This window comes from Alphaproteobacteria bacterium (assembly GCA_019635875.1).
Lineage (GTDB): Bacteria > Pseudomonadota > Alphaproteobacteria > Reyranellales > Reyranellaceae > JAFAZJ01.
The window spans coordinates 104,037-129,423 of record JAHBYP010000008.1 but is presented as its reverse complement, the minus strand read 5'-3'; the positions used below and the strand labels follow the sequence as shown (position 1 = coordinate 129,423).

The 25,387-nt window shown below is 68.3% G+C and carries 22 protein-coding genes; 14 read left to right on the top strand and 8 right to left on the bottom strand.

Annotation, left to right across the window (positions count from 1 at the left end; genetic code table 11):
- Nucleotides 1-3: 3 nt before the first annotated feature.
- A complete protein-coding gene (locus KF889_24575) occupies nt 4-1,788 on the bottom strand; it encodes an adenylate/guanylate cyclase domain-containing protein (protein MBX3502634.1) in 1,785 nt (594 codons plus the stop codon).
- A gap of 279 nt (nt 1,789-2,067) precedes the next feature.
- Between KF889_24575 and KF889_24570 the strand changes: the two genes are divergently transcribed.
- The 8 genes from KF889_24570 (at nt 2,068) to rpsD (ending at nt 10,612) form a co-directional block, all read left to right on the top strand.
- A complete protein-coding gene (locus KF889_24570; protein ID MBX3502633.1) occupies nt 2,068-3,198 on the top strand; it encodes an HlyD family secretion protein in 1,131 nt (376 codons plus the stop codon).
- Nucleotides 3,195-4,688 carry a DHA2 family efflux MFS transporter permease subunit gene (locus KF889_24565; protein ID MBX3502632.1) on the top strand — a complete coding sequence of 498 codons (1,494 nt, stop codon included), beginning with the start codon at nt 3,195-3,197 and terminating at the stop codon, nt 4,686-4,688. Before KF889_24570 ends, KF889_24565 begins: the two co-directional genes overlap by 4 nt.
- The gene (locus KF889_24560; GenBank protein ID MBX3502631.1) at nt 4,688-5,461 is read left to right on the top strand and encodes an RNA methyltransferase; all 774 of its coding nucleotides are present in this window, start codon (nt 4,688-4,690) and stop codon (nt 5,459-5,461) included. Before KF889_24565 ends, KF889_24560 begins: the two co-directional genes overlap by 1 nt.
- Nucleotides 5,462-5,605: 144 nt before the next feature.
- Entirely contained in the window at nt 5,606-6,451 is an 846-nt protein-coding gene (locus tag KF889_24555) for a fumarylacetoacetate hydrolase family protein (protein MBX3502630.1), read from the top strand.
- 40 nt (nt 6,452-6,491) lie between these two features.
- Nucleotides 6,492-7,559, top strand: a complete 1,068-nt coding sequence (locus KF889_24550) for a peptidoglycan-binding protein (protein ID MBX3502629.1) — start codon at nt 6,492-6,494, stop codon at nt 7,557-7,559.
- Nucleotides 7,560-7,577: 18 nt separating this feature from the next.
- Nucleotides 7,578-8,450 (top strand): DUF3365 domain-containing protein, encoded by an 873-nt coding sequence (locus tag KF889_24545; protein MBX3502628.1) that lies wholly within the window; start codon nt 7,578-7,580, stop codon nt 8,448-8,450.
- 5 nt (nt 8,451-8,455) lie between these two features.
- Nucleotides 8,456-9,799: a serine/threonine protein kinase gene (locus KF889_24540; GenBank protein ID MBX3502627.1), complete on the top strand. Its 1,344-nt coding sequence runs from the start codon at nt 8,456-8,458 to the stop codon at nt 9,797-9,799.
- A 198-nt stretch (nt 9,800-9,997) separates the two neighbouring features.
- Nucleotides 9,998-10,612: a 30S ribosomal protein S4 gene (gene rpsD / locus KF889_24535; GenBank protein MBX3502626.1), complete on the top strand. Its 615-nt coding sequence runs from the start codon at nt 9,998-10,000 to the stop codon at nt 10,610-10,612.
- A 67-nt stretch (nt 10,613-10,679) separates the two neighbouring features.
- On the opposite strand, the gene KF889_24530 is transcribed toward rpsD, so the two are convergent.
- From KF889_24530 to KF889_24515, 4 genes are all read right to left on the bottom strand, one after another.
- Entirely contained in the window at nt 10,680-12,197 is a 1,518-nt protein-coding gene (locus KF889_24530) for a bifunctional metallophosphatase/5'-nucleotidase (protein ID MBX3502625.1), read from the bottom strand.
- A 3-nt stretch (nt 12,198-12,200) separates the two neighbouring features.
- Entirely contained in the window at nt 12,201-13,076 is an 876-nt protein-coding gene (locus tag KF889_24525; protein ID MBX3502624.1) for a protein-L-isoaspartate O-methyltransferase, read from the bottom strand.
- 172 nt (nt 13,077-13,248) lie between these two features.
- Nucleotides 13,249-14,100, bottom strand: a complete 852-nt coding sequence (locus tag KF889_24520) for a protein-L-isoaspartate O-methyltransferase (GenBank protein MBX3502623.1) — start codon at nt 14,098-14,100, stop codon at nt 13,249-13,251.
- A gap of 15 nt (nt 14,101-14,115) precedes the next feature.
- A complete protein-coding gene (locus tag KF889_24515; protein MBX3502622.1) occupies nt 14,116-16,566 on the bottom strand; it encodes a hypothetical protein in 2,451 nt (816 codons plus the stop codon).
- Nucleotides 16,567-16,699: 133 nt separating this feature from the next.
- Here KF889_24515 and KF889_24510 point away from each other — a divergent pair, with 133 nt between their 5' ends.
- On the top strand, nt 16,700-17,881 hold the full coding sequence (locus tag KF889_24510) for a PqqD family peptide modification chaperone (GenBank protein MBX3502621.1): 1,182 nt from the start codon (nt 16,700-16,702) through the stop codon (nt 17,879-17,881).
- Nucleotides 17,872-18,960 (top strand): nucleotidyltransferase family protein, encoded by a 1,089-nt coding sequence (locus KF889_24505; GenBank protein MBX3502620.1) that lies wholly within the window; start codon nt 17,872-17,874, stop codon nt 18,958-18,960. Before KF889_24510 ends, KF889_24505 begins: the two co-directional genes overlap by 10 nt.
- Here KF889_24505 and KF889_24500 read toward each other — a convergent pair whose 3' ends face one another.
- Nucleotides 18,961-19,233 carry a hypothetical protein gene (locus KF889_24500; GenBank protein MBX3502619.1) on the bottom strand — a complete coding sequence of 91 codons (273 nt, stop codon included), beginning with the start codon at nt 19,231-19,233 and terminating at the stop codon, nt 18,961-18,963.
- A 219-nt stretch (nt 19,234-19,452) separates the two neighbouring features.
- Between KF889_24500 and KF889_24495 the strand changes: the two genes are divergently transcribed.
- Complete coding sequence (locus KF889_24495; GenBank protein MBX3502618.1) at nt 19,453-20,583, top strand: ferritin-like domain-containing protein; 1,131 nt, start codon at nt 19,453-19,455, stop codon at nt 20,581-20,583.
- Between the two features lie 188 nt (nt 20,584-20,771).
- Nucleotides 20,772-21,644 (top strand): phosphonopyruvate hydrolase, encoded by an 873-nt coding sequence (locus KF889_24490; GenBank protein MBX3502617.1) that lies wholly within the window; start codon nt 20,772-20,774, stop codon nt 21,642-21,644.
- Between the two features lie 13 nt (nt 21,645-21,657).
- Here KF889_24490 and KF889_24485 read toward each other — a convergent pair whose 3' ends face one another.
- Nucleotides 21,658-22,914 carry a sodium:proton antiporter gene (locus KF889_24485; GenBank protein ID MBX3502616.1) on the bottom strand — a complete coding sequence of 419 codons (1,257 nt, stop codon included), beginning with the start codon at nt 22,912-22,914 and terminating at the stop codon, nt 21,658-21,660.
- A gap of 155 nt (nt 22,915-23,069) precedes the next feature.
- Between KF889_24485 and KF889_24480 the strand changes: the two genes are divergently transcribed.
- Complete coding sequence (locus tag KF889_24480) at nt 23,070-24,089, top strand: succinylglutamate desuccinylase/aspartoacylase family protein (GenBank protein ID MBX3502615.1); 1,020 nt, start codon at nt 23,070-23,072, stop codon at nt 24,087-24,089.
- Nucleotides 24,090-24,093: 4 nt separating this feature from the next.
- On the opposite strand, the gene KF889_24475 is transcribed toward KF889_24480, so the two are convergent.
- Entirely contained in the window at nt 24,094-24,423 is a 330-nt protein-coding gene (locus tag KF889_24475; protein ID MBX3502614.1) for a helix-turn-helix transcriptional regulator, read from the bottom strand.
- A 219-nt stretch (nt 24,424-24,642) separates the two neighbouring features.
- Between KF889_24475 and KF889_24470 the strand changes: the two genes are divergently transcribed.
- A complete protein-coding gene (locus tag KF889_24470; protein MBX3502613.1) occupies nt 24,643-25,236 on the top strand; it encodes a flavodoxin family protein in 594 nt (197 codons plus the stop codon).
- The last annotated feature ends 151 nt before the right edge of the window (nt 25,237-25,387 follow it).

The following is a 25,387-nucleotide window of genomic DNA, read 5'->3' as shown; positions in this document are numbered from 1 at the left end:
GGATCACTCCGGCACGCCGGCTAGCCGTAGTCCGGCTCGAAATCGCTCCTTGTCTTCCTCACGCTTGATCATGCTGCGTTGTCCGGATGATGCCTTGATGGTAGACAAAGAGTAGCTGGGCATGATCTCGAGTACTCGGCGCATTGCGTCACGGGCCTCTTCGAGGCGGCCCATATGGGCGAGCGCAGCCGCGAGGTAGGCTTGGTTGGCATGCCAGTACGGCTGCAGACGCGCGTGCTCGCGTGCCAGGCGCGCCGCCTCTGGATAGTTGCCGGAGAAGAAGTGAGCCAGCATGAGGCCCATCAGCCTCCCCGACCGGTCAGGATCGCGCGGACTAAGAAACTCGCTTTCGTGATACGCCGCGATGGCCTCTTCGCATCGCCCGGCGAAAGCAAGCGCGCTGACCAATGTACCGTGGGCGGCCATCAGGACCGGACAGAGTTCGATCGCTCGCCGCGCTGTCGATATTGCCTCGACGACGCTTCCGACGCTCATTTCTGCGGATGCCAGCGCGTCATGGGCTAGCCCCTCTTCCTCATCGAGCTGAATGGCGCGTTCAGCTAGTTCAAACGCCTCCCGTTCCGCCGTCGCCCGATCCATCCATCCCCTGTAGCAAGCCTTGAGCCGACACGAGGACAGTTTCGCGTAGGCGGCCGCGAAATCCGGCTTCGCGTCGATCGCGCGCTTCAGCAGGCTCTCGGCCTCCTCGACGCGGCTTCGCTCGTAGCTGCGGCCGAGCGGCAGCGCCTGCAGGTACAAGTCCCACGCGGTTAGGTCTCGCGCAGGCTTCTTCCTTGAACGCTCGATCTCGGTCGTTGTCAGTGCAGGCTGGATTTGCGCTACGATGCGACTGGTCATCTCGTCCTGCAGCGCGAACACGTCGGCCATTGGTCGATCGTAGCGCTCTGCCCAGATGTGACCACCGGTCGTCGCGTCGGTGAGCTGCGCCGTCGTTCGCACTTTATCGCCATAGCGGCGCACACTGCCCTCGAGCACATAGCGAACACCCAGGTCGCGCCCGACGGTCCGCACGTCGACCGCTTTGCCTTTGTAGGTGAACGTGCTGTTGCGCGCGATGACCAGCAGGGACCGGAAGCGAGCGAGTTCCGTGATGATGTCTTCCGTGACGCCGTCGGCGAAATACTCCTGCTCCGGATTCCCGCTCATGTTAGTAAAGGGCAGCACTGCTATCGACGGCTTATCAGGCGCGGTCGTCGGTGGGTCAGGTGCCGGCGTCGCCCTGACGTGCGCAGGCCAATCGGCGGCTGACCACCGGACGCGATACGCCCGTAGGGGCCGTACGATGTTCTTGAGCGCCAGATCGCCCAAATCGTCGAACGTGGCCTGCAGCCGGCCCGCGACGGCGTTATGGACATCGCCCGATATGACAATGCCGCCGGCGGGCGCTTCGCCTTCCAGCCGTGCCGCCACATTCACGCCGTCGCCGTACAGGTCATCGCCATCGACGATCAGGTCGCCCAGATGCACGCCGATGCGGAACGCGATGGCCTGCTCCGCCGCTTCGTCGCAGTTCGCATCAGCCATTTCCTGCTGAATCTCGATGGCCGCCGACACGGCCTCGACGGCGCTCGAAAACTCCACAAGCGCACCATCGCCGGTCAACTTGACGATCCGCCCGCGGCGCCGCTTCACGGCGGGCTCCAACTGCTGCGATCGGTGCGTGCGCAGGCGCGAAAGCGTGCCGCTCTCGTCGCGACCCATGAGCCGCGAGTAGCCGACCACGTCAGCGGCAAGAATCGCCGCCAGCCTGCGTTGATCACCCGTCAATGGCCCTCCGCGAGTGCCAACGATAAACCTAATCCTGCGGATGCCAGCTCGGCAACGATGCCTCGCCGTCTACAATGCGCTCTCAAACGCCATCAATCACACGCGGGGATGGCCGCCTGACGGAATAGGGCAACCGGACCGGCGAAAAGGCGCAGGCTGCCATGCCGGTCAGTAGGCTGACGCGGCCGGGCGGGGCGGGTATCGGCGTGGTATAGAGAGAGGTCCACATGGTCCTCGGGAGGGGCCATGTCCGATCCCGAGGGTTCAGTTGGTAGCATCATGAGCGAGCAGCAACCCGCCCCGGCGCCCATGCCGCGTCGGCGTTCCCGGCGGTCGCTGGCGCGTGCCGTGATGTGGCTGCTGCCCGTCGCCGCCGTCGCCATCGGCATCTGGGGCTATCTCGCGTCGGGTCGGTACGTCGGGACCGATAACGCCTATGTGAAGGGTGACCGGGTTCTGATCGCGCCGGAAATCGCCGGCATCGTGGTCGAGGTGCTGGTGCAGGAGAACCAGCCGGTGACCAGGGGCCAGTTGCTGTTCCGCCTCGACGACTCGCCCTACAGGCTGGCGCTGACCAGAGCCGAGGCCGAGCTGGAAAGCGCGCGGGCGGAAATCCAGGGCTTGCGGGCGAGCTGGCGGCAGAAGCGCGAGGAGGTGAAGCTGTCGCGCAGCCAGGAGCATTTCGCCCAGCAGGAGTTCGAGCGGCAGAGCGACCTGGCCCAGCGCAGGATCGGGCTGGGCATGCGCATGGACGAGGCGCGGCGCGACCTCGACGTGGCGCGCCAGCGCATCGCCATGCTGCAGGAGGAGATGCTGCGCATCGAGGCGCAGCTGGCCGGCGACCCAAAGATCAAGGCCGAGGATCATCCCAAGGTGCGCCAGATGCGCGCCATGCGCGACAAGGCGATCCTCGATCTCAAGCGCACCCGCATCGAGGCGCCGATCGCCGGCATCGCCGCGCGCAAGCCGACGGTCGGCGCCTATGCCTCGGTCGGCACGGCGATGATGGCCGTGGTCGCCGACGCCGGCCTGTGGATCGAGGCCAACTACAAGGAAACCGATCTGGCGCGTGTGCGGCCTGGCCAGCGCGTGACGCTGCATGTCGACACCTATCCCGGCCGGACCTGGCACGGCGTCGTCACCAGCATCAGCCAGGCGACCGGCGCGGAGTTCGCCGTGCTGCCGCCGCAGAACGCCTCGGGCAACTGGGTGAAGGTGGTGCAGCGCATCCCGGTGCGCATCGAGGTGCGCACCACCGACAGCGATCCGCCGCTGCGCGTCGGCATGAGCGCCTCGGTCGACATCGACACCGGCTACCGGCGCTCGTTCGGCGACCTGGTGGCCAGCGTCGAGCGCCTCTTCGGACTGGGCGGTGCCAACGCCCAGACGGGCGCCGCCCGCAGCAAATGACCGCGGCGGCGGTCGAGGTCAGACATCGCGGTCTGCTGGCGCTGGCGATGATGGCGGCCACCATCATGCACGCGCTCGACGCCACCATCGCCAACGTCGCGCTGCCGCACATGCAGGGCACGCTGTCGGCGACGCACAACCAGATATCCTGGGTGCTGACGTCCTACATCGTCGCTTCGGCGATCATGACGCCGCTGACCGGCTTCCTGGCCGGCCGCTTCGGCCGCCGCTACGTCTTCTTCTGGGCGGTGGTCGGCTTCACCCTGGCCTCGATGCTGTGCGGCGCGGCGATGACGCTGGATCAGATCGTGCTCTTCCGCGCCCTGCAGGGTGCCTTCGGCGCGGCGCTGGTGCCGCTGTCGCAATCGACCCTGCTCGACATCTATCCGCCGGAGCAGCACAGCTCGGTGATGGGCTTCTGGGGCGTGGGCGTGATGGTCGGACCGATCATGGGCCCGACGCTCGGCGGCTGGCTGACCGAGGAGTTCACCTGGCGCTGGGTGTTCTACATCAACGTGCCGGTCGGCATCCTGGCGTGCCTGGGGATCGCGACGCTCATGCCGGCCGAGGAATCGCGGCGACGACCGTTCGACTTCACCGGCTTCGCGCTGCTGGGCATCTCCATCGCCTGCCTGCAGCTCGTGCTCGACCGCGGCGAGCTGCTCGACTGGTTCACCTCGACCGAGATCGTCATCGAGACGGTGGTTGCCGGCGTCTGCTTCGCCATGTTCGTGATCCATGTCATGACCGCCGACTACCCGTTCTTCGACCTGCGATTGTTCGAGGATCCGAACTTCTCGGTCAGCCTGCTGTTCACCGCGACGTCGGGCATGGCGCTCATCGCCTCGGCGGCGCTGATGCCGCCCTTCCTCGCCTATCTCGGCGGCTATCCGGCGATCACCATCGGCCTGGTGATGGCGCCGCGCGGAATCGGCATGATGTTCTCCATGCTCATCGTCGGACGGCTGACGCGGCGGTATGATCCGCGCATCATCATGGCGCTGGGCCTTCTGATCGGCGCCGGCTCGCTGTGGGTGATGACCGGCTTCACCATGGACATCGACATCTGGGACGTGATCTGGACCGGCGTCGGCCAGGGCTTCGGCCTGGGCTTCGTCTTCGTGCCGATCAGCGTGCTGATGTTCGCGACCATCGCGCCGGCCCTGCGCACCGAGGCGGCGGCGATCAACGCGCTCCTGCGCAATCTCGGCGGCAGCCTCGGAATCGCCGTGCTGGTGGCGATGGTGTCGCAGAACATCCAGATGAACCGCTCCGAGCTCGCCGGCCACATCAGCCCGTTCAATCCCAACCTCACCTTCGCGCCGGCCGGCGTGTCGACGCTGGCCATGTGGGACGCGGAGCTGACCAGGCAGGCGACCCTGATCGCCTACCTCAACGACTTCCGCGCCATGGCGTGGTTCATGCTCGCCACCGTGCCGCTCCTGCTCCTGCTGCGCCGCCCGCCGCCGGTGCCGGGCATGCGTGCCTGATGGGACGGCCGTCGAAGGCGTCGCGGCCGGCCGGCGCCGCGCCCGTCGTGATCCTGGTGCGCCCGCAGCTCGGCGAGAACATCGGCATGGCGGCGCGCGCCATGCTCAATTGCGGGCTGGGCGAGTTGCGCCTCGTGGCGCCGCGCGACGAATGGCCCAACGCCAGGGCCGAGCGCGCGGCGTCGGGCGCTGACGAGGTGCTGAAGGGCGCGCGGGTGTTCGACGACGTCGCTGCCGCGGTCGCCGACCTTCACCGCGTCTACGCCACCTCGGCGCGCAGCCGCGAGCTGACGCAGCGCATCGCGCCGCCGCGCGACGCCGCCGCCGACATGGCGCGAGCCGTCGCGGTGGGCAGGCGGGTCGGCCTGATGTTCGGGCCGGAACGCACCGGGCTGGACAACGAGGACCTGGCGCACGCCGACACGGTCGTCACCATCCCGCTCAATCCGGCCTTCTCCTCGCTCAATCTCGCGCAGGCGGTGCTGCTGGTCGCCTATGAATGGTCGCAAGCCGTGCGCGCGGCCGGCAAGACGCGGCTGGCGACGAACGATTCGACCGTCGCCAGCCGTGCCGAGCTGGAGGAGTTCGTGCGGCGGCTCGAGGGCGAGCTCGACGCGGCCGGCTTCTTCAAGGTGGCCGAGAAGAAGCCGCGCATGATGCTGAACATTCGTGCGCTGTTCTCCCGGGCCGAAGCCACCGACCAGGAGATCCGCACGCTGCACGGCATCGTCAGCGAGCTCGTCGGCAAGCGGCGGCGCAGGACGCCGCGTTAGGGTCCCCGCGCCCCACGCGAAGGCGGGAGAAGACAGCAGTGGCGAGGGGAAAATGGTAATGTAATCGCATGATCCACATGTGCTCCGGCCGGGCGTGCCGCAGGGAACAGCCCGGCCTGTGGCGTTCGCGCTAAAGAGGGCGACATGAAACTGCTGAGCTTCCGGGCCGAGGGCCGCGCGCTGTACGGCGCCGTCGCCGGCGAGGGCGTGGTCGATCTGGCCAACAGGGTGGGCGACCGATTCCCGACCCTGCGCGCGGCGCTGTCCGGCGGCGCCCTGCGGGAACTCGATCGCATCGCCCGCGGTGCGTCGCCGGACTACGCGCTCAAGGACATCGCCTTCGACCCGGTGATCACGGCACCGGACAAGATCCTGTGCGTCGGCCTGAACTACCGCAGCCACGCCGCCGAGATGGCGCGCGAGCTGCCGGCTCATCCCAGCGTCTTCTCCCGCCTGCACAACACCCTGGTCGGGCACGGCGACACGCTGCTGCGGCCGCGCGCCTCGACCCAGCTCGACTTCGAGGGCGAGCTGGCCGTGATCATCGGCAACGGCGGACGCCACATCCGCGCCGAGGACGCGCTGAAGCACGTGGCCGGCTACAGCTGCTTCCTCGACGGCTCGGTGCGCGACTTCCAGAAGCATTCCGTCACCGCCGGCAAGAACTTCCCGCGCAGCGGCCCGCTCGGGCCGTGGATGACGACGGCCGACGAGATTGCCGACCCGGCGACGCTCACCCTCGTGACGCGCCTCAATGGCGCCGAAGTGCAGCGCGATACCGTCGATCAATTGATCTATTCGATCCCGACCCTGATCCAGTACCTCTCGACCATCACGCCGCTGGAACCGGGCGACGTCATCGCCACCGGCACGCCGCATGGCGTCGGCGCCGGCCGTACGCCGCCGTTGTGGATGAAGGCGGGCGACGTGATCGAGGTCGAGGTTTCCGGCGTCGGCACGCTGCGCAATGCCGTGGTCGACGAGGCATAGTGACATGCCGAGAATCGAAATCGTTCAAGGGGCTCACGCCATGACGCTGGCTGTCCGCAATCTCACCGCAGGTGCGTTGGTTGTCGTGGCCTCGCTGGTCGCGATCCAGCCGTCCGCCGCCCAGGGCCCGCAGCGGGTCGCCCTCGTGATGGGCAATGGCGGCTACACCGTGCAGCCGGCGGTGCCGGCCTGTCCCCCGGCCGCGCGGGCGGTGGCCGACCGGCTGCGCGCGGCGGGCTATGACGTCGTCGACCGCAACGACGTCAGCGGCGGCGGCTTCGACGCGGCGCTGGCCGATTTCAGCGGCCGCCTGACCAAGGCGCCGGGCGCCGGCGCCTTCGTCTACATCTGCGGGCGCGGCGCCAGCCTCAACGACCGGGCCTTCCTGCTGCCGGTCTCGGCGACGCTGGAACGGCCCACCGACCTGTTCACCCAGGGCATTCTGGTCAAGGCGGTCTACGACGCGCTGTCGCGCAGCAAGGCCGGCCCCTCGGTGGTGGCGCTCGATGTCATGCCGCCTTCGGGGCCCAGGCCGACCGGCTTCGACACCGTGGCGAAGAGCGCGGCGTCGGACGGGCTGGCCGCCATCACCGTGTTCGAGGCCTCTCCCGGACCGGCCGGCACGCCGATGTCGGCGGCGCTGGTCGCGACGCTGGGCAGCGCGACCATGATCGAGAACGGCGCCTTCGTGAGCGCGCTGCAGGAGCGGCTCGGCTCGACCTCGGCCAGCGCCATCGCCGTGGTGCGCCAGCCCAAGACCGCCGGGCTGATCGTCGGCCGCCCCTTCGCGCCGGTGGCGCCGCCTGTGGTGGCGACACCGCCCACACCGCCGACGCCGCCCGTCGCCACGCCGCCCGTCGCGACGCCGCCCGTCGCGACGCCGCCCGCGCCCGAATTGACCATGCCTGAAGAAGACCTGATGACGCTCGAGCATCGCCGGCGCATGCAGGAGGCGCTGAAACTGCTGGGGTACTACAATGGGCAGCTGGACGGCGTGTTCGGGCCCGAGACGCGGGCGGCGATCCGCCGCTTCCAGATGCAGGTCATGGCCGAGCCCACGGGCCGGCTGACGCCGCAACAGGCCAGTCGCCTGGCAACCGTCCGCTAGTCGGGGGAGCGCTTCGTCATGGGACTCAAGGCCAAGTTCAACATCGTGATGGCCGTGGCCTTCCTGGTCGGGCTGGGGCTGGCGGCCTTCCTCGCCAACCAGGCGTTGCGCGACAGCGGCCGCCAGCAGGTGCTGCGCGACGCCAGCATGATCATGGCCCAGGCACAGGCCGTGCGCGGCTACACCGCGACCGAGGTCGAGCCGCTGCTGCGCGAGCAGATGAAGGCGCGCTTCCTGCCGCACTCGGTGCCGAGCTGGTCGGCGCAGACCGTGTGGCGCAGCATGCAGAAGCAGTTCCCTGACTATGCCTACAAGGAAGCCGCGCTCAATCCGACCAATCCGGCGGATCGTGCCGTCGATTGGGAAGCCGACATCATCGAAAGGTTCCGCAACGATCCCAAGCTGACGGAAGTCGTCACGACGCGCGACACGCCCACCGGACAGGTGCTCGTGCTGGCCAAGCCGCTGCGCATCACCAATCCGGCCTGCCTGATCTGCCACACCACGGCGAAGGAGGCGCCGCAGACCATGGTCGACCTCTACGGGCCCAACAACGGCTTCGGCTGGAAGCTCAACGAGACCATCGGCGCGCAGGTCGCCTCGGTGCCGATGGCCGTCGTCGACAAGCAGGCCGACCGGATGCTGATGCTCTATGTCGGCGCGCTGGCCGCCGTGTTCGCCGTGGTGATCGCGCTGCTCAACGTCATGCTGCACTACATCGTCGTCAAGCCGGTGCGGCAGATGTCGGCGGCCGCCAACGATGTCAGCCTGGGCAACATGGATGCGCCGGAGGTCGAGGTGACGGGCCGCGACGAGATCGCCTCGCTCGCCGAATCGTTCAACCGCATGCGGCGCAGCCTCGCCAATGCGATGAAGATGCTGGGTAGCTAAGAGCGATGTCACCGTCTTCGGCGCCGCAGAAGATCGGCCGCTACGTCATCGAATCGACCATCGGCAAGGGTGCCATGGGCGTGATCTATCTCGCCCACGATCCCATGATCAACCGCCCGGTGGCGCTGAAGCTGGTGAACACCGACCTGCTCGAGGGCGACGACCGCGCCGCGTTCGTCGAGCGCTTCCAGCGCGAGGCGCAGGCGGCCGGCCGCTGCTCCCACGGCAACATCGTGGCGATCTACGATTTCGCGCTGCACGGCAACGATCCCTACATCGCCATGGAGTTCGTCGCCGGGCGCAGCCTGGCGCAAGTGATCGACGGCGGCGCGCGCCTGCCGATCGACGCCTCGGCGATGATCGCGCGCCAGATGCTCGACGCGCTGGCCTGCGCCCACGGCCAGGGCGTCGTGCATCGCGACATCAAGCCGGCCAACGTGCTGCTTACGGGCGACGGGCGGGTGAAGGTGACCGATTTCGGCATCTCGCGCGTCGGCGGCTCGTCGCTGACGCAGACCGGCGCGCTGATCGGCACGCCCAACTACATGTCGCCCGAGCAGTGCCGCGGCGAGGAGGTCGACGCGCGCAGCGATCTGTTCTCGACCGCCGCCGTGTTCTATGAGCTGCTGACCGGCGTGCGGCCCTTCGCCGGGCGCAACTTCCACGAGGTCACCTACCAGCTGCTCTACGGCGAGCCGGCGCCGCTGTCGAAGCATCTGCCGACGGCGCCGGCGGCACTCGTCGCCTTCATGACCAGGGCGCTGGCGCGCGATGCGGCGCGGCGCTTCGAGTCGGCCGACGCGATGAACGCCGCGCTGAGCAACGCCCTGCGCGGCCAGGCGCCGGCGGCGGCCGGGACATCGGACGCCACGGTGGTCGCCCCGTCGCCGGCGGCGGTGATCGGCCCGCACCTGCAGGAGATCGAGCGCAGGCTGGCGGCCTATGTCGGGCCGATCGCCGGCTATCTCGTGCGCAGCGCCAGCGGTCGCACCAGCTCGATCGAGGAGCTTTGCCGCAGCCTGAGCACCAGCATCGACAAGGCCGAGCAGCGCGAGGCCTTCCTGCGCGACGCGCTCAAGGCGTCGCGGACCGGCGCCGGCGTCTCGGGCACGATCGCCTCGACACTGATCGCGCCGCAGCCCAGCGCAGCGACAGCCTCCATCGCCCAGGCCGATCTCGATCGCGCCCAGGCCGAGCTGGCGCGCCACATCGGGCCCATCGCGACCCTGCTGATGCGCCGCGAGCGGGCGGCGGCGAGCGGCGCCGAGGATCTGTGGCAGCGGCTGGCCGGGCACATCGACAAGCCCGCCGACCGCGAGACTTTCCTGCGCAACCGCGCCCAGCGCTGAGCGGCAACTGGCTCGGCCGGGATCTAAATGGCTGATTTTCCTTTATCTTTCGCCGTTTGACTCGGGCCGCGCGATGCGTATAGTCCGCGCCTTCCTCCGGAGAATGCGGATCGGTGCCCCTGGGCGTCGATCCCGCCCGGGTGCGTCGCACCCGACCCAGGCCTATCCGGACAAACGTGTGACGAAGGATAACCGTTCGTGAGCAAGCGCGAATCGTCGAAGTACAAGATCGACCGACGCCTCGGCGTCAACCTCTGGGGCCGTCCGAAGAGCCCGATCAACAAGCGCGAGAGCCGCCCCGGCCAGCATGGTGCCAAGCGCACCAAGCCGACCGATTTCGGCACGCAGCTGATGGCCAAGCAGCGCATCAAGGGTTACTACGGCAATGTCAGCGAGCGCCAGATGCGCCGCTACTACGCCGAGGCGATGCGCCGCCGCGGCGACACCGGCGAGAACCTGATCGCGCTTCTGGAGCGCCGTCTCGACGCCGTCGTCTACCGCATGAAGTTCGCCGCCACGGTGTTCGCCTCGCGCCAGCTGGTGAGCCACGGCCATGTCCGCGTCAACGGCAGGCGCGTCAACATCGCTTCCTACCAGGTGCGCGACAATGACGTGATCTCGCTCGGCAGCAAGGCCAAGGACCTCGCCGTCGTCATGGAGGCCGCCCAGCTCGCCGAGCGCGACGTGCCGGAGTACATGCAGGTCGACCACAAGGAGATGAAGGGCACCTATCTGCGTGCCCCCAAGCTCTCCGACGTGCCGTACCCGGTGCAGATGGAACCGTCGATGGTGGTCGAGTTCTACAGCCGCTGATCTTTCCGTCCATGGCAGGACGCGCGAACCCCGGGCCGATCGCCCGGGGTTTTTCGTTGGCGCTTCGTCAGCGCGGCGCGCGCCCGCGGGCGACGATCACGCGGCCCTCGAGCTTCGCCGACACCGTGCCCAGCCTGCGGATGTGCTCGACGACGTGCCTTGAAACCAGCAGCGCGTCGTTGGGCCCGACCAGCATGCGCGCGCCGACCAGCGCCGTGTAGCCGTCGCCGCCGCGCGCCAGGAAGTCGTTGGTCACCAGCCTGTAGAGCCTGTCAGGCTCGACCGGCGCGCCGCCGACCAGCAGGGCGACGATGCGATCGCCGTCGGGCCGCGTCAGGTCGGCGCGGATGGTCATGCCGGAGACCTGCGGGAAGCGGCCGACCTCGTTCTCGGCGCCGGCGAGCCCGGCCTCGAGCGCCGCGCGCAGCGCCTTGCCGCTGACCTCCAGGACCAGCGCGCGGTTGAGGAACGGCAGCTCGGCCAGGATGTGGCGTTCGGTGATCTGGCTGTCCGCCGGATAGACGCGGTTGCCGCGGAAGCCGCCGCCGTTGAGCAGCGCCGCATCGGCGCCGGTGGCGGCGCGCAGCGCGTCGGTGAACAGGTTGCCGATGGCGGCCTCGCCGCCGCGTACCGCGGCGTTGCGGCTGTCGAGCTCGGTGGCGGTGCGGCCGATGGCGATGTCGAGCGACTTCGAGAGCCGCGATTCGTAGACCGCGACGCGCGCCGCGACATCGGGGTCGGGCGCCACGTCGGCGGTGTCGATGATGCGGAAGCGCGGCCACCACGCGACCTTGCGCCGGCCGCCCGCGGCGGTGTCGATCCTCACCTGGAGGTCGACGACGGCGACGAAGATGCCGTCCATCGCCGCCTCGACGATCGCCGTCTGGCCGTTGTAGCGCAGGTAGAGATCGTGGTCGTCGCCCGACAGGATCACGTCGGCGATGCCGGCATCGACCAGGGCCCCGTCGATCTCGCGGTTGGAGTGCGAGACCAGCACGATGATGTCGGCGCCCTCGCGGCGCAGCTTCGCGGCCTGCTCGCTCGCGGTGTCCAGCATCCCGGCGATCTTCAGCCGGCCGGGTTGCGACTTCCTGTGGGAGTCCTCCGCCGTCAGCCCGATGACGCCGACCTTCACCTCGCCATAGGTGTGGATGCGCGAATCGACGATGCCGGGGATGACCGAGCCGTCGGCCTCGCGCAGATTGGCGGCGTAGACCGGGAAGCGTGCCTCGCGCAGGCGCTCGAGGAAGACGTCGGGGCCGAAATCGAACTCGTGGTTGCCCGGCACGAAGACGTCGATCGGCATCATGTTGAGCAGGTCGACCATGTGGGCGCCCTTGTCGAAGCCCGACATCAGCGACGGCGAGAAGGTGTCCCCGGCGTGCGCCACCAGCACGTGCGGCGCGCGCGCCTTTTCGGCCTTCACCACCGCCGCGACGCGGGCCATGCCGCCGCGGCCGGCATCCTCGTTCATGTTGTAGATGTCGCAGATCAGCACCAGCGAGATGCGCGTCTCACCGGCCCGCGCCGACAGCGCCAGCGTCGCCAGCAGCGCCGCCGCGACGAGCCGCAGGACCAGGCGCATGCGCTACTTCTTCGCCGGCTCGGGCGGCGGCGGCGGCTCCTTCTGCATCGCGCCGGTCATCGGGATGAAGTAGACGCCGAGATCCTTCTTGGAATGCACCTTGCCGTCGGCGTCCTTGCTGAAGACGTAGAGGAACTGCTCGCGCTTGAAAGGCTGGCCGATCGGGATCACCAGCCTGCCGCCGGGCTTGAGCTGCTTGAGCAGCGGCGGCGGCACGTACTGCGCCACGCAGGTGACCATGATCAGATCGAAGCCGTCCTTCTCCTCGGGCCAGCCGTAGAAGCCGTCGCCGATGCGTGTCTCGAGGTTCTTGTCGAAGCCCAAAGGCGCGAAGATGCGCGCCACCGCCTTGCCCAGCGGCTCGATGATCTCGATCGAGCAGGCCTTGCGGACGATGCGCGAGAGGATCGAGATCTGGAAGCCAGAGCCGGTGCCGATCTCCAGCGCGACGCTGTCGGCGGTCGGCCTGCACAGCTGGGTCATGTAGGCCTGGCCGCGATAATCCGACAGCGCCGAGCCCAGGCCGATGCGCCAGGGCTTGGACTCCGCCTCGTAGGCGACGGCGGCGAAATCGGCGTTGGCGGCATAGTCGTAGTGGTAGTACTCGCGCGGCACCTCGCGAAAGGCGCGCACGATCTCCGGATCGGCGGCGCCGAAATGGTGGTGCAGCACGCTGGCGATGGTGTTGAGCGCGCCGGGCCGGCGCTTCTGCATCACCTGCCAGTCCTCGGCCGAGATCTTGACGTTGCGGCCGCTGGCTTTCATCGCGGCGACAAAGGCGGCATAGGTCCAGGGTGTGGGTTGGGCGTGCACGATCGCCGGCGCCGCCAGGGTGGCTCCGGCGGCTGTCACCAACGCGCGCCGTCGGGTCAGAGTCATCGGTCCGGTCTCCCCTTCCGGAAGGTCAGAATTCGACGTCAGGGTAAGGCTTCACGCGTGCGATTCCTAGGGCACGATCGCGCCGTCATCCCGCACGTTCTGTCATCCCGAGCGCAGCGAGGGATCTACGGGCTGCCTGGATCCCTCGCTCTGCTCGGGATGACAGAAGGCGCTAACGCCCCTGCGAGATGCGGCCGGTCATCGGAATGAAATACACGCCGACGTCGCGCCTGCTGTGGATCTTGCCATCGCGGTCCTTGGTGTAGACGTAGAGCACCTGGTGGCGGCGGAAGGGCTGGCCTACCGGGATGATCAGCCGGCCGGTGCCGGGCTTGAGCTGGGCGAGCAACGGCGGCGGCACGTGCTGCGCCACGCAGGTCACCATGATAATGTCGAAGCCGTCCTTCTCCTCCGGCCAGCCGAAGTAGCCGTCGCCCACCCTGGTGGCGACGTTGTCGAAGCCCAGCGGCTTGAAGATCTTCGACACCGCGCGGCCCAGCGGCTCGATGATCTCGATCGAGCGGGCCTTGGCGCAGATTCGCGAGAGGATGGAGATCTGGTAGCCCGAGCCGGTACCGATCTCGAGCGCGCTCTCGCCCGGCAGCGGCCTCGACAGCTGGGTCATGTACATCTGGCCGAGATAGTCCGACAGCGCCGAGCCGTAGCCGATCGCCCAGGGATGGGCGTTGGCCTCGTAGGCGGCGTGGCCGAAATCGAAAGGGCCGGCGTAGTTGTAGTGGAAGTACTCGCGCGGCACCTCGGCATAGGCGCGCAAGGAGTGCGGATCGGCCGCGCCGAACTTGCCGCGCAGGTAGCTCTCGACGATGCGCAACGCCTGGTCGCGCCGCCGCATGACGCCGTCGAAGGTCGGCTTGTTCATGCCGATGCGCCGCTCGCTGGCGCGCATCGCCGCGACATAGCGATCGTAGTGCCAGCCGCCGCCGAAGGGCTGCGCCAGGGCCGGCGCGGCCAGGGCCGCGGCGGCGCCCTGGGCGATCAGCGTGCGGCGGGTCAGCGGGACCATCGGGGAGGCTCCGGGCTACCTGGCCGGGATGCGGTCGGCCGGGAGGGTGAAGACGACAACCGAATAGAGGAAGGCGCCGAGCAGCAGCAGCGCCTTGAGCCCGATCGAGATCGCCAGGAGATTGGCCAGCGGCGTCGAGATGATCGAGCAGGCGCCGTTGACCGCCCAGGCCCACGGCAGGAAGGCCAGGCGGTTGCCGTAGAACTGGCTCAGCCCCAGCGCCATCGGCATGCCCAGCGCGACCGAAACCGGCAGGGCGATCGCCACCAGGATGGCGATCCTGACCGCCATCGGCTCGGTGGCGGTGGCGATCAGCAGCGGGTCGAGCCAGACGAAGGCGACCTCGCACCACACCAGCACGGTCATGACGGCGATGCCCAGCCAGGTGCGCGGCCTGGCGCGCACGCGCTCGGCCAGCAGGCTGCCCGCGCCGGAGCAGACCAGCATCATGGCCAGCACCAGGCCGAAGGCGAAGACGCGGTCGTGCAGGTACTGCGAGGCCTTCTCGATCAGGTAGATCTCGAGGGTCAGGAAACCCAGGCCCAGCCCGGCGAAATAGACCGCCGACTTGGCGAAGCGGCCGATCGGCAGCGCGTCGCCGCGCCGCGTCAGCAGCGGCATCAGCAGCACCAGCGCGGCGATCACCAGGGCCTGCGCCAGCACCGCGAGATTGATCAGGTAGACCAGCTCCTCGCGTGGCACGAGCTCGATGCGGTCGAGGATGGTCGACACCTCGGTCAGCGGCAGGACGGCGTTGAAGTAGGGCCGATCGAGGCTGGGCGGCGTCAGCTTGAAGAAGGCGTGATAGGGCGAGGCCTGGCCGGCGACCGCCGCGCCGGCCTCCTCGCTCAGCGGATCCGAACCGGCGGGCTGCGCCCGGGTGACGTCGAACGACACGACCGGCAGCTCGTTGAAGATGGTGCGCTTCACGCCCTCGCGCGCCGGCGGAAAGACGACGTCGAAGGAGCGCTCGTCGCAGAATATCTCGACCGCCGCGATCGCATCCGCCGTCCATGGCGTGGCGCTGAGCAGGATGCGCACGTTCCACGCCGAGCGATAGATGACGATGTGCCGGTCGGGCTCGGCGATGCCGGCGCGACGCAGGGCCCCGCGCGCGGTGGCGAACATCTTCACGGCATAGACCGTGAACTCCCGGATCGACACCGGGATCGACACCGTGCCGCCGGGTCCGAGCATGCCGACATAGTCGCCGAGCACCTCGACCGACAGCGCGGCGCGGTTGGTGTCGGACTGCGCGAGGAACTCGCGCGTGACGTCGATGACGTCGAACGGGCCGTCGCGCGCCACCACTCGCGTCGCCAGCGGGCTGGTGTCGCGGATGATCACCCGCTCGTCGACCGGAAACGGCGGTGCCGGACCGATGCCGCGTTCGAGCGCGCCGCGCAACGCCGCGTCGGGCTCCAATGTCACGATGCGCCGGGCGCCGGCGCGCAGCGCCTCGTGGATGCGAAAGCCGCCGGCGGCGCCCAGCAGCAGCGTCTTTTCGGGCGGGCGCAGGCGGTAGGGCAGGGAGTCGAGCGCGGCGACGAAGTAGCGCGTGTCGACCTCGCTGGTGCGCGGCAGCGCGGCCAGGCGGTTGCCGTCGGAGTACAGGCCATAGGCGCGCGGCATGGTGGCGCCGGCCATGACGTCGGGGTTGTTGGAGATGTCGGTGTCGAGACGCTCGGTGAAATTGTCGAGCAGCTGGTACAGGCCCTTGGGCGAGGTCACCGTGGCCAGCACGCGCGCGCCCTGGGTGTTCATGGGCGCGAAGACTTCCTTGTATTCGTTGATGCGCGGCTGGCCCAGCAGCGCGGTCGCGGCCAGCGAAACCGCCAACGCGGCGAGCGCGGCGAGTCGTACTCTTCCTCGCGGCCAGAGCGGCGAGATCTCGAGCCAGGCGGCGAGCGCCAGAACCGGCAGCAGGCAGGGCACCAGCCAGAACGGATGCACCACGAACATCAGCGCCAGCAGGAGCGCCGCGCCCAGCCCGGCGCCGGCCAGGTCGAAGGCGTAGACCCGGCCGATGCGGTAGTTATAGAGCACGAAATAGGCCGAGACGTAGAGCCCGACCATGAAGAAGAACGGGAAGATCGCGGCGTAGTACTGCGCGATGTTCAAGAGCTGGTCGTACCATAGCTGCTTGTTCTGCAGCTCCAGCGGGTTGAACGGCACGATGGTGACCCAGACCCAGCCCAGCGACGCCGCCAGCAGCATCAGGATCGGCAGCGCCGGCAGCAGGATCGGCAGCGAGCGCACCAGCAGGCGCGAGAACAGCGAGGCGACCACGCCGCTGGCCGCCAGCCCGGCCATGGTCATGGAGATCACCCAGTAGCCGTACTCCGACCAGCTGGCGATGGCGAAGAAGCGGGTGAGCGAGATCTCGTAGGCGATCGAGGCCAGGCAGACGAGAAACAGGGGAAAGAGACGCGCAGCCGGGACGTCCTTGATCGCGACTGTCGCCACTCCTGGCTTCTCCCCCGGCGCCTTGTTGAGGCGTCACGCGCCCGTCCGCGCGACTGTAGCGGCTGGCTGGCGAAGCGCAATTGCCTCATTTTTGTCGCTGGTGCCGCCGCCCGTTTTCGCGACAGCCTTGGGCATGGCTTGCACGACGGGCTTCGAAGCCGCGGCTGACGAACGAGACCGGCCAGCCTTCGCTGGTGCTCGACCCAGCCTGCATTTTGTCGAGGGTGAAGGCCTGCTGCTCGACCCGGACGCCCGGCGCCTGTACCGCCTCAATGCCGGTGCCGCCCTGGTCTGGAGCTTGCTGGAAGAGGAAAGTTCCCTGGGCTCCGTCAAGCATCGGCTCCGTGCCGAGCACGGCCTTTCAAGCGAGGAGGCCACGCGCCTTGTCGGCGAGGTGTTCCGGCAATGGCGAACCCGCCGGCCTGCGACGGCAGCGGCGATTTCTTCCGTTCGGGTAGAAGCTGCGCCTGCGCTCTCTTCAGCCGTTCGAGAGCACTATTCGTTACGCGACGTGAGATTTCGCGTTGCCTTCGCTTCGGCCGCCCTGAGGGAAAGTGTGCAACCCCTGCTGTCGAACTGGGCCACGGCACCCGGACCCGCCATCGACATCGCGATGGTCGAACGCGCGCAGGGCGTGAAAATCGTCGTGGCTGGCCACGTGATCGGCGGCGCGCCGAGCGCGGCCCAGGCGGCGGTCGCCTTGCGAGCCGTGCTGACCCAGCTTGCGGTCGAGCACTGCGGCGGCCTGTGCGTCGTCCACGCCGGCGCACTCGCCGTCGCCGGCGGCGCCCTGCTGCTGCCGGGACATGCCGGGAGCGGCAAGAGCACGCTGTCCGCAGGCCTCGCGGCCAGCGGCTTCGACATGATGAGCGACGACACGACGCTGCTGACGGGCGATCCGCCGGGGGTGGCGGCCCTGCCGACCGGGCTTTGCGTCAAGCGCGGTTCCTATGCCGTGCTGGCGTCACGCTTTCCGATGCTTGCGGCGCTGCCGGAATGGTCGCGCCCCGATGGCGTGGTCGCCAAGTATCTGAGGCCCGGCCGCGATGTGCCGTGGGCCGCCGACGAGCCCATCGTCCCGGTTCGATGGCTCGTCTTTCCCCACTACCATCCCGCCCATGAGACGCGACTCGTTCCGCTGTCCCGCGCCCGGGCGCTCGAGCGTCTGCTGCCGGAAGTCTACTGCCTCTCCGGCACGCTCGATGCCGCCAATCTCGATGCGCTGATTGCCTGGATCGGTCGGGTCGAGTGCTACGAGCTGCCGCTGTCTTCGCTCGACGCCGCGGTCGCCGAGGTGCGTCAGCTGTGCCGGTAAGGGCGCAGGCCGGCACGGTGCGCGCCCTGGCTTCGGCGCTTCGCGGCCAGGCGCTTCCCGCCGACTGGACGCCGTTGCTCGGGCTCGCCAATCAACATCTGCTGACGCCGGCGCTGTGGACGGCACTCGATGCCTCGCCGCTGCGCTCGAACATGCCCCCGGAGGTCGTGGACTACCTGCAGGTGCTGCATCGCCTGAACGGGGAGCGCAACCACGTGATTCGAGCGCAGATCGTCGAGCTGGTCGGAGCCCTGAACGAAGCTGCGATCGAGCCCATGCTTCTCAAGGGGGCGCTGACCCTGTTCGCCGGACCCTATCCCGACATCGGCGCGCGCATGATGCGCGACATCGACCTGCTGGTGCCGGCCGCCGCCCGCGACACTGCGATCGCCGTGCTGAACCGCAAGGGCTACATCCTGGCGCGCGGCTACGGCGAGGAGCATCACGCTTTCGGCGATTTCGCCCGGTCAGGCAGTCCCGCCGCGGTCGACCTGCACCTCGAGCTGGTCGATCCGCGACACCTGCTGCGGGCCGCCGAGGTGCGCGAGCGGGCAACGCCGCACGAAGCGGACGGCGTGCGCTTCTTCGTTCCATCGCCGACGGATCGCGTGGTGCATAATTTTCTCCACGCGCAGATTCATCATCTTGGCCACTACTATCGCGGGGAGATGCCGGTTTCCCAGCTCCACGAATTCTCGATGCTGGCGCGGAGCTTTGGCGGTTCGATCGACTGGAAGTTCATCGAGGCGCGGCTCGAGGCGCATCGGCTGGGCGCTGCGCTGCGTGCCTATGTGCTGGCCGCCACCAGGCTGTTCGGACCGTCGTGGCCGCTGTCGCGAAGACCCGGTCTGCGAAGCCGGCTGCATGGCCTGCGTTGCGAGCTGCAGGCGGCATCGCCCGTGCTCGACTGGATCGGCGTGACATGGGGCAATCTGAGCGGTCCGCTCGCCTGGCATCGCATGCGCGCGCTTCATGGATCAAGCGGCAGCGCCTTCGGCTGGCGCTGCCGTCACCTGGCGCGCTTCCTCGGCAAGAAAGGCGCGGGAGCCGGGCTCGCGCGCCTGCGCCGGCTTGCCTGATCAGCGCTGCGTGTCGGACTTCATGCTGGGCTGCTGCGGGCCGGGATTGCTGCCGGACTTGCCCGGGACGCCGTCGGATCCGCCGTTGCCCCAGCCGTTGTTGCCCTGCTGCCTGGGCAGCGAGCCGCCGGCACCGCCGGATTGCGCGGCCGCGTAGTTCTGGGCGGTGCTCGAGAGCAGGACGGTCATCGCCGGCGGGGTGATCAATGCAAACCTGCCGCAGCTGGCGAGGAAGCGACGGCGGGCTTCAACCTGATCGCGAGGCCTGGTCATGGGGATCTCCGTTGCCAACGCAGAATACTTGAGCGCCGGAACCTCCGAAGTCGCGTGACCAAAAAGAGGGCGTGCCTGCAGCCGGTGCGGGATGTGCGCGGGGGCGCTGTTGTCGGCGTCCTGGTTTCGGCGTGAGATTTACGTTTACGTTAACGTCAAACGAGTCTAGTCTGCCCGCATCAGCCGCCGGGAGAGCGGCGCGTACCCATGGAGGAAGCGATGAGCGGCTCGTTCCGAGACGACCAGCACATCACGCGCGACCCGGCCTACCGGGTGGTGGCCCCCGACGATTTCCCGGCGATGATCGAGGTCGATCGCTACGATACGCGCTCGGATGCCTTCGACGGCATCATCGGCGCGACGCACGATCATTTCTGGGATCCGTTCAACCCGGCCTATCTCGACTACGCCACGCCCTTCGACGTGACGAAGGAATATATCATGCCGCCCGAGCGCGTGCCGGAGCTGCAGAGCGCGGTGGGCGACAGGCTGGACGAGGGCCAGAAGATCCGCCTGGCCAACAACATCACGCGCTTCCGCATGTCCGGCATCCTGCACGGCGAACAGGGCGCGCTGTCGCTGTCGGCGTCGCTGTGCGACATCCTGCTGGATCCCGGCGCGCAGGAATACGCCGCCAACCAGGCGCGCGAGGAAGCCCGCCACGTCGCCGGCTTCGGCCGCTACATCAAGGCGCGCTGGGGCACGCCCTATCCCTGCAGCCCGGAGCTGGCGAAGTTCCTCAACGAGATCGTGCTCAGCCCGATCGTCTACAAGAAGCTGGTCGGCATGCAGATCATGCTCGAGGGCCTCGCCATGGGCGCCTTCGCCGACACGCACGCCTATACGCGCGATCCGCTTCTGAAGCGGCTGGTGCAACTGGTGATGACCGACGAGGCCTTCCACCACAAGTTCGGCAAGATCTGGGCCGACCGCACGCTGCCCAACCTGACGCCGAAGGAGCACGACAAGGTCGAGGACTGGGCGGCGCACGTCTTCGAGTCGCTGCTGTTCAACCTCACCAGCATCAGCCAGCGCCCGTATATCTACGAGGAGTTCGGGCTCGATCCGCAATGGGTGCGCGAGGCGATCCGCGAGCGCTTCGGCAGCAACAGCCGCAAGAACTCGATGAAGGAAAGCACCAACATCTTCCGCGTGCTGGTGAAGACTCTCCTGAAGGCCGGCATCATCACCGAGCGCACCCGGCACGTGTACAGCCCGTGGCTCGACATGGACGAGCTGGCCGGCGAGGGCGACTCGATGATCGGCGACGCCGTCGCCGCCGAGGGCATCGAGTACCTGCGCGAGATCAACCGCAAGCGCCGGGTGATCGGCCAGAAGCTGGTGGGCTGAGCCCTCACCGTCCCGCTCTGACCGTCATTCCGAGCGTAGCGAGGAATCCAGGCGCAACCCTGGATCCCTTGCTACGCTCGGAATGACAGGTATTGGTCCGTCGTTCCGGGCGGAGCGCGGAATCTCCTTGAAGCGGGGCCCTCGCTGGCGGGAGATTCCGCGCTGACGCTCGCAATGACGGTGAACGCATGACCGCCTCTCAGACCCTGAAGCAGGCCATCGCGCGCGAGGGACTGGCGCACGCGATGGCCGCGCACAACCCGCTGTCGGCGAGGCTGGCCGAGCGCGCCGGCTTCCACGCGATCTGGGCCAGCGGCTTCGAGCTGTCGGCGGCCTATGGCGTGCCCGACGCCAGCCTGCTGTCGATGACCCAGCACCTCGACATGACGCGCGCGATCTGCGAGCAGGTCGCCATTCCGGTCATCGCCGACATCGACACCGGCTACGGCAACGCCATCAATGTCGGCCACGTCGTGGCGGCCTATGACCGCGCCGGCGTCGGCGCCATCGTCATCGAGGACAAGACGTTTCCCAAGGATACCAGCCTGCTCGCCGGCGGCCGGCAGGAACTGGTCCGTGTCGAGGAGTTCCAGGGCAAGATCGAAGCCGCCTGCGCGGCGCGCTCGCAGGACGGGCCGCTGGTGATCGCGCGCACCGAGGCGCTGATCGCCGGGGCCGGGCTGGATGAGGCGCACAAACGCGGCCGCGCCTATGTCGAGGCCGGTGCCGACCTGGTCCTGGTGCATTCGAAGCAGAAGACGCCGCACGAGGTGCTGGCGTTCTGCGCGCATTGGGATCTGACGACGCCGATCGCGCTGGTGCCGACCGCCTATCCCGATCTCACCGAGGCCAAGATGCGCGCCACCGGCAAGATCGGGCTGGTGATCTACGGCAACCACGCCATCCGCGCCGCCGTGACCGAGATGAAGCGCGTCTTCGCGCGCATCCGCGAGGAAGGCGGCATCAAGTCGGTCGACAAGGAGATCGTCCCGGTCGAGGAGATCTTCGAGCTGCAGGACGTATCAGGCATGAAGGCGCGCGAGCAGCGGTTCCTGCGCTGACGCTCCGGTCTTTTCAGATGCGTTCGTCCGTCACGCTGCGCCGCACAACCGTGGCCAAGGTCAATCCCTGCACGATGATGCTGAAGAGCACGACGGCATAGGTCGCGGCGAGGATCACCGGTTTGACCTCGTTCTCCGGCAGCGACAGCGCCAGGGCCACGGAGATGCCGCCTCGCAACCCGCCCCAGGTCAGCACCATCGTCGTGCCGCGCGTGAAGCGCTTGCCGAACAGGCGCAGCAGGGTGACCGGGGTGGCGACGGCGGCCAGGCGCGCAAGCAGGGCGATCGGGATCGCTGCCAGGGCGAAGCCGCCGAGCGACAGGTCGAAACGCAGGATCAGCACCTCGAGGCCGATCAGCAGGAACAACAGCGAGTTCAGGATCTCGTCGAGAAGCGTCCAGAACGAGAACAGGTGCTCGCGCGTCTGCTCGCTCATGGCATTGAGCGCGCCGTGATTGCCGATCAGCAGGCCGGCGACGACGACAGCGATCGGTCCGCTGGTGTGCAGCTTGGTCGCCAGCGCGTAGGTGCCGGCGACCAGCGCCAGCGAGATCAGGATCTCGATCGAGTAATTGTCGATCGCGCGCATGGCGCGGTAGGCGAGGAAGCCGGTCACCAGCCCGAGCACGCCCCCGCCCACCGCCTCGATCAGCAGCAGCTTGGTGACCGTCAGCGTGCCGATCTCCCCGCCGGTGCCCACGGCGAGCGCCACCAGGATGGTGAACAGCACGACGCCGACGCCGTCGTTGAACAGCGATTCGCCGGTCATGTCGGTCTCGAGCGCGGCCGGCACCTTCACCGCCTTCAGCGTGCTCAGCACCGCCACCGGATCGGTCGGGCTGATCAGCGCGCCGAATACCAGCGCCCAGACGAAGGGCAGATCGAGGCCGAACCAGCCGGCGATCAGCCACACCGCGGTGCCGACAATCGCCGCCGACAGCGCCACGCCGACCGTCGCCATCAGCCCAACCACGCGCGCCCGGCTGCGCAGCACGCCGAAATCCACGTGCAGCGCGCCGGCGAACAGCAGGAAGGCCAGCATTCCGTTCATGACCGCTTCGTAGAAGTCGATCTGCCGGATCGCCGCGACAACCTCGGCGTAGATCTGGGTGCGCGTGATCGCCAGCTCGATGCCGATCAGCAGCAGCGAGGCGAACAGGCCCATCACGAGCAGGCCGATCGTGTGCGGCAGGCGGATATAGCGGTGGTTGATCCAGCCAAAGGCGGCGGTGAGCGTCAGCAGCAGAGCGATCAGATCGAAGGTGGTCAGCAAATCCCGTTCTCCCCCGTGGCCACGTCGCAACCGGCTCATGGCCACGTTCTGCCTTCGACCATACAGGGGCGTTCGGCCGAACCCAAGGTTCGCGGCTTGCTTGCCGGTCGTGGCGGTCGGCAGACTGGCGGACGACCGAGCACGGAGGAACAATGAACGACCGCAAGCCCAGTCGGCTGAGCCCCGATATCGATCTCGAAGCCGAGGGCAAGCGCACCGGCTTCGTGCGCATCCCGCATTCGGTGCACCGCTCCGCCTATGGCTGGCTGCCGCTGCCGATCGCCTGCATCAACAACGGCGAGGGCCCGCGCGTGCTGCTGATGGCCGGCAATCACGGCGACGAGTGGGAAGGCCAGCTGGCGCTGGGCGGGTTGATCCGCTCGCTCGAGCCGAGGAACGTGCGCGGCAGGCTCACCATCCTGCCGTCGTCGAACTTCCCGGCGGCGATGGCCGGCATGCGCACCTCGCCGATCGACGAGGGCAACCTCAACCGCTCGTTTCCCGGCAGTCCCGACGGCACCGTCACGCAGCAGATCGCCTACTTCATCGAGCATGCGCTGATGCCGAAGTGCCAGTTCCATTTCGACCTGCATTCCGGCGGCAGCTCGCTGATATACATCCCGAGCTCGCTCTGCCGGCTCGACCCCGATCCGGCGCGGCGGCAGGCGCAGATCGCGCGCATGCGCGCCTTCGGGGCGCCGATCGGCTATGTCAGCACCTCGCCGATGGGCGACGAGCGCACCGCGACTTCGGCGGCGATGCGCCAGGGCGTCGAGCACATGGGCACCGAGCTGGCCGGCGCCGGCGCGGTCACGCCGGCGGCGCTGAAGATCGCGCAGGACGGCCTGCTGCGCGTGCTGGCGCATATCGGCGTGCTGCATGGTCTGGAGATTCCGCCGCCGCCGAAGGTGCCGACGCGGCTGATGCGCGTCGAAGGGCCGGACTACTACGTCTACGCGCCCGATGGCGGCGTGTTCGAGCCGCTGGTCGAGCTCGGCGACGACGTGGTCGCGGGTCAGCCGGCGGCGCGCGTGCACCAGCACGACACGCCGTGGCGCGAGCCCGTCGTGGCGCGTTTCCAGCGCGCCGGCACGGTGATCTGCAAGCGCCAGCCCGGTCGCACCGAGCGCGGCGACTGCCTCTTCCACCTCGCGACGGATTACGTGGAGTAGGCGGCTACTCCGCCGCCTGGCGCGGCGCGGCCGGCGCCGTGGCGTCCTCGACCAGCCACTTGCGGCCCAGCCCGGCGAGCTGGTCGAGCACGCCGCGCAGCTCGTGGCCGCGCGCGGCCAGCGCGTAGGTCACCTTGGGCGGGATGGTCGCCTCGTAGTGGCGCGTCACCAGGCCGGCCTGCTCGAGCGAGCGCAGCCGCTCGGTCAGCATCTTGGCCGATACGCCGGTGACCCGCCGCTTCAGCTCGCCGAAGCGCTGCGGGCCGTGCTCGCCCAGGGTGTAGAGGATGTAGGTGGTCCACGGCCCCATCAGCAGCCGCAGGATGAAGTCCATCGGGCAGGACGCGCTGGTCCCGTCGCCGCCGCCGTTCTTTCCCAACATCATCGCCGGAATCCTCGCCCCGATTGCATGGTGAGGCTGATCTGGGGATTATCTTTGGTTACGTCAAGGTACCTACTTTAAAAAGGTTTCCCCTGCCTCTATCTCCCTCAGGTAACGAAAGGTGACTAGATAGGTACTGGTTACCGATCCCATCCTGAAGGAGAGACTTCCATGGTCAATGTCGCTGTCGTCTACCACTCCGGCTTCGGCCACACCCAGGCGCTGGCCGAGGCCGTTGCTGCCGGCGCCCGCTCGGCCGGCAACACCGTCAACGTCGCGCTGATCCCGGTCGCCGAGGCGGAGGCGCGCGGCGAGGAGCTCGATCGCGCCGACGCCATCGTCTTCGGCTCGCCGACCTACATGGGCGGCGTGTCGGCGGAATTCGCCAAGTTCAAGGACTGGAGCTCCAAGCGCTGGTACGCCGATGCCTGGAAGGACAAGATCGCCTCGGGCTTCACCAGCTCCGCGGCGTGGAGCGGCGACAAGCTCGCCACGCTGAACCAGCTCATGACGCTCGCCATGCAGCATGGCATGGTCTGGGTCGGGCTCGGCCTGAAGCCGGGCAACAACCACTCCAAGGGCAGCGACGCCGACCTCAACCGCGTCGGCTCGTTCCTCGGCGCCATGGCCCAGGCCAATGGCGACCAGGGCGTCGAGGGCATAGCGGCCAGCGACTTCGCCACCATGGAGGTGCTGGGCAAGCGCGTCGCCGAGATCGCCCGCCGGCACAAGGCGGGCCGGACGCAGCTGGCCGAGGCGGCGTAGGCTTTTTCCGACAATCGGACAAACGGTGGTGCGCGGGCATCACCGTTTTTTGCGAATGAGAATCAATATTGTCATCTCTATTGCCCGTCACTTGATCACATTTGTTGCACCTCAATTCCGCTCTGCGTTGATTCCCGCAACGACCTGACGG

Coding starts and splice junctions, on each gene's coding strand:
- KF889_24545 (MBX3502628.1), top strand. CDS start 7,578: ATGGGACTCAAGGCCAAGTTCAACATCGTGATGGCCGTGGCCTTCCTG.
- KF889_24495 (MBX3502618.1), top strand. CDS start 19,453: ATGAGCGGCTCGTTCCGAGACGACCAGCACATCACGCGCGACCCGGCC.
- KF889_24500 (MBX3502619.1), bottom strand. CDS start 19,233: ATGACCAGGCCTCGCGATCAGGTTGAAGCCCGCCGTCGCTTCCTCGCC.
- KF889_24490 (MBX3502617.1), top strand. CDS start 20,772: ATGACCGCCTCTCAGACCCTGAAGCAGGCCATCGCGCGCGAGGGACTG.
- KF889_24565 (MBX3502632.1), top strand. CDS start 3,195: ATGACCGCGGCGGCGGTCGAGGTCAGACATCGCGGTCTGCTGGCGCTG.
- KF889_24530 (MBX3502625.1), bottom strand. CDS start 12,197: ATGCGCCTGGTCCTGCGGCTCGTCGCGGCGGCGCTGCTGGCGACGCTG.
- KF889_24470 (MBX3502613.1), top strand. CDS start 24,643: ATGGTCAATGTCGCTGTCGTCTACCACTCCGGCTTCGGCCACACCCAG.
- KF889_24525 (MBX3502624.1), bottom strand. CDS start 13,076: ATGACTCTGACCCGACGGCGCGCGTTGGTGACAGCCGCCGGAGCCACC.
- KF889_24570 (MBX3502633.1), top strand. CDS start 2,068: ATGAGCGAGCAGCAACCCGCCCCGGCGCCCATGCCGCGTCGGCGTTCC.
- KF889_24480 (MBX3502615.1), top strand. CDS start 23,070: ATGAACGACCGCAAGCCCAGTCGGCTGAGCCCCGATATCGATCTCGAA.
- KF889_24555 (MBX3502630.1), top strand. CDS start 5,606: ATGAAACTGCTGAGCTTCCGGGCCGAGGGCCGCGCGCTGTACGGCGCC.
- KF889_24560 (MBX3502631.1), top strand. CDS start 4,688: ATGGGACGGCCGTCGAAGGCGTCGCGGCCGGCCGGCGCCGCGCCCGTC.
- KF889_24510 (MBX3502621.1), top strand. CDS start 16,700: ATGGCTTGCACGACGGGCTTCGAAGCCGCGGCTGACGAACGAGACCGG.
- KF889_24550 (MBX3502629.1), top strand. CDS start 6,492: ATGACGCTGGCTGTCCGCAATCTCACCGCAGGTGCGTTGGTTGTCGTG.
- KF889_24475 (MBX3502614.1), bottom strand. CDS start 24,423: ATGGACTTCATCCTGCGGCTGCTGATGGGGCCGTGGACCACCTACATC.
- KF889_24540 (MBX3502627.1), top strand. CDS start 8,456: ATGTCACCGTCTTCGGCGCCGCAGAAGATCGGCCGCTACGTCATCGAA.
- KF889_24520 (MBX3502623.1), bottom strand. CDS start 14,100: ATGGTCCCGCTGACCCGCCGCACGCTGATCGCCCAGGGCGCCGCCGCG.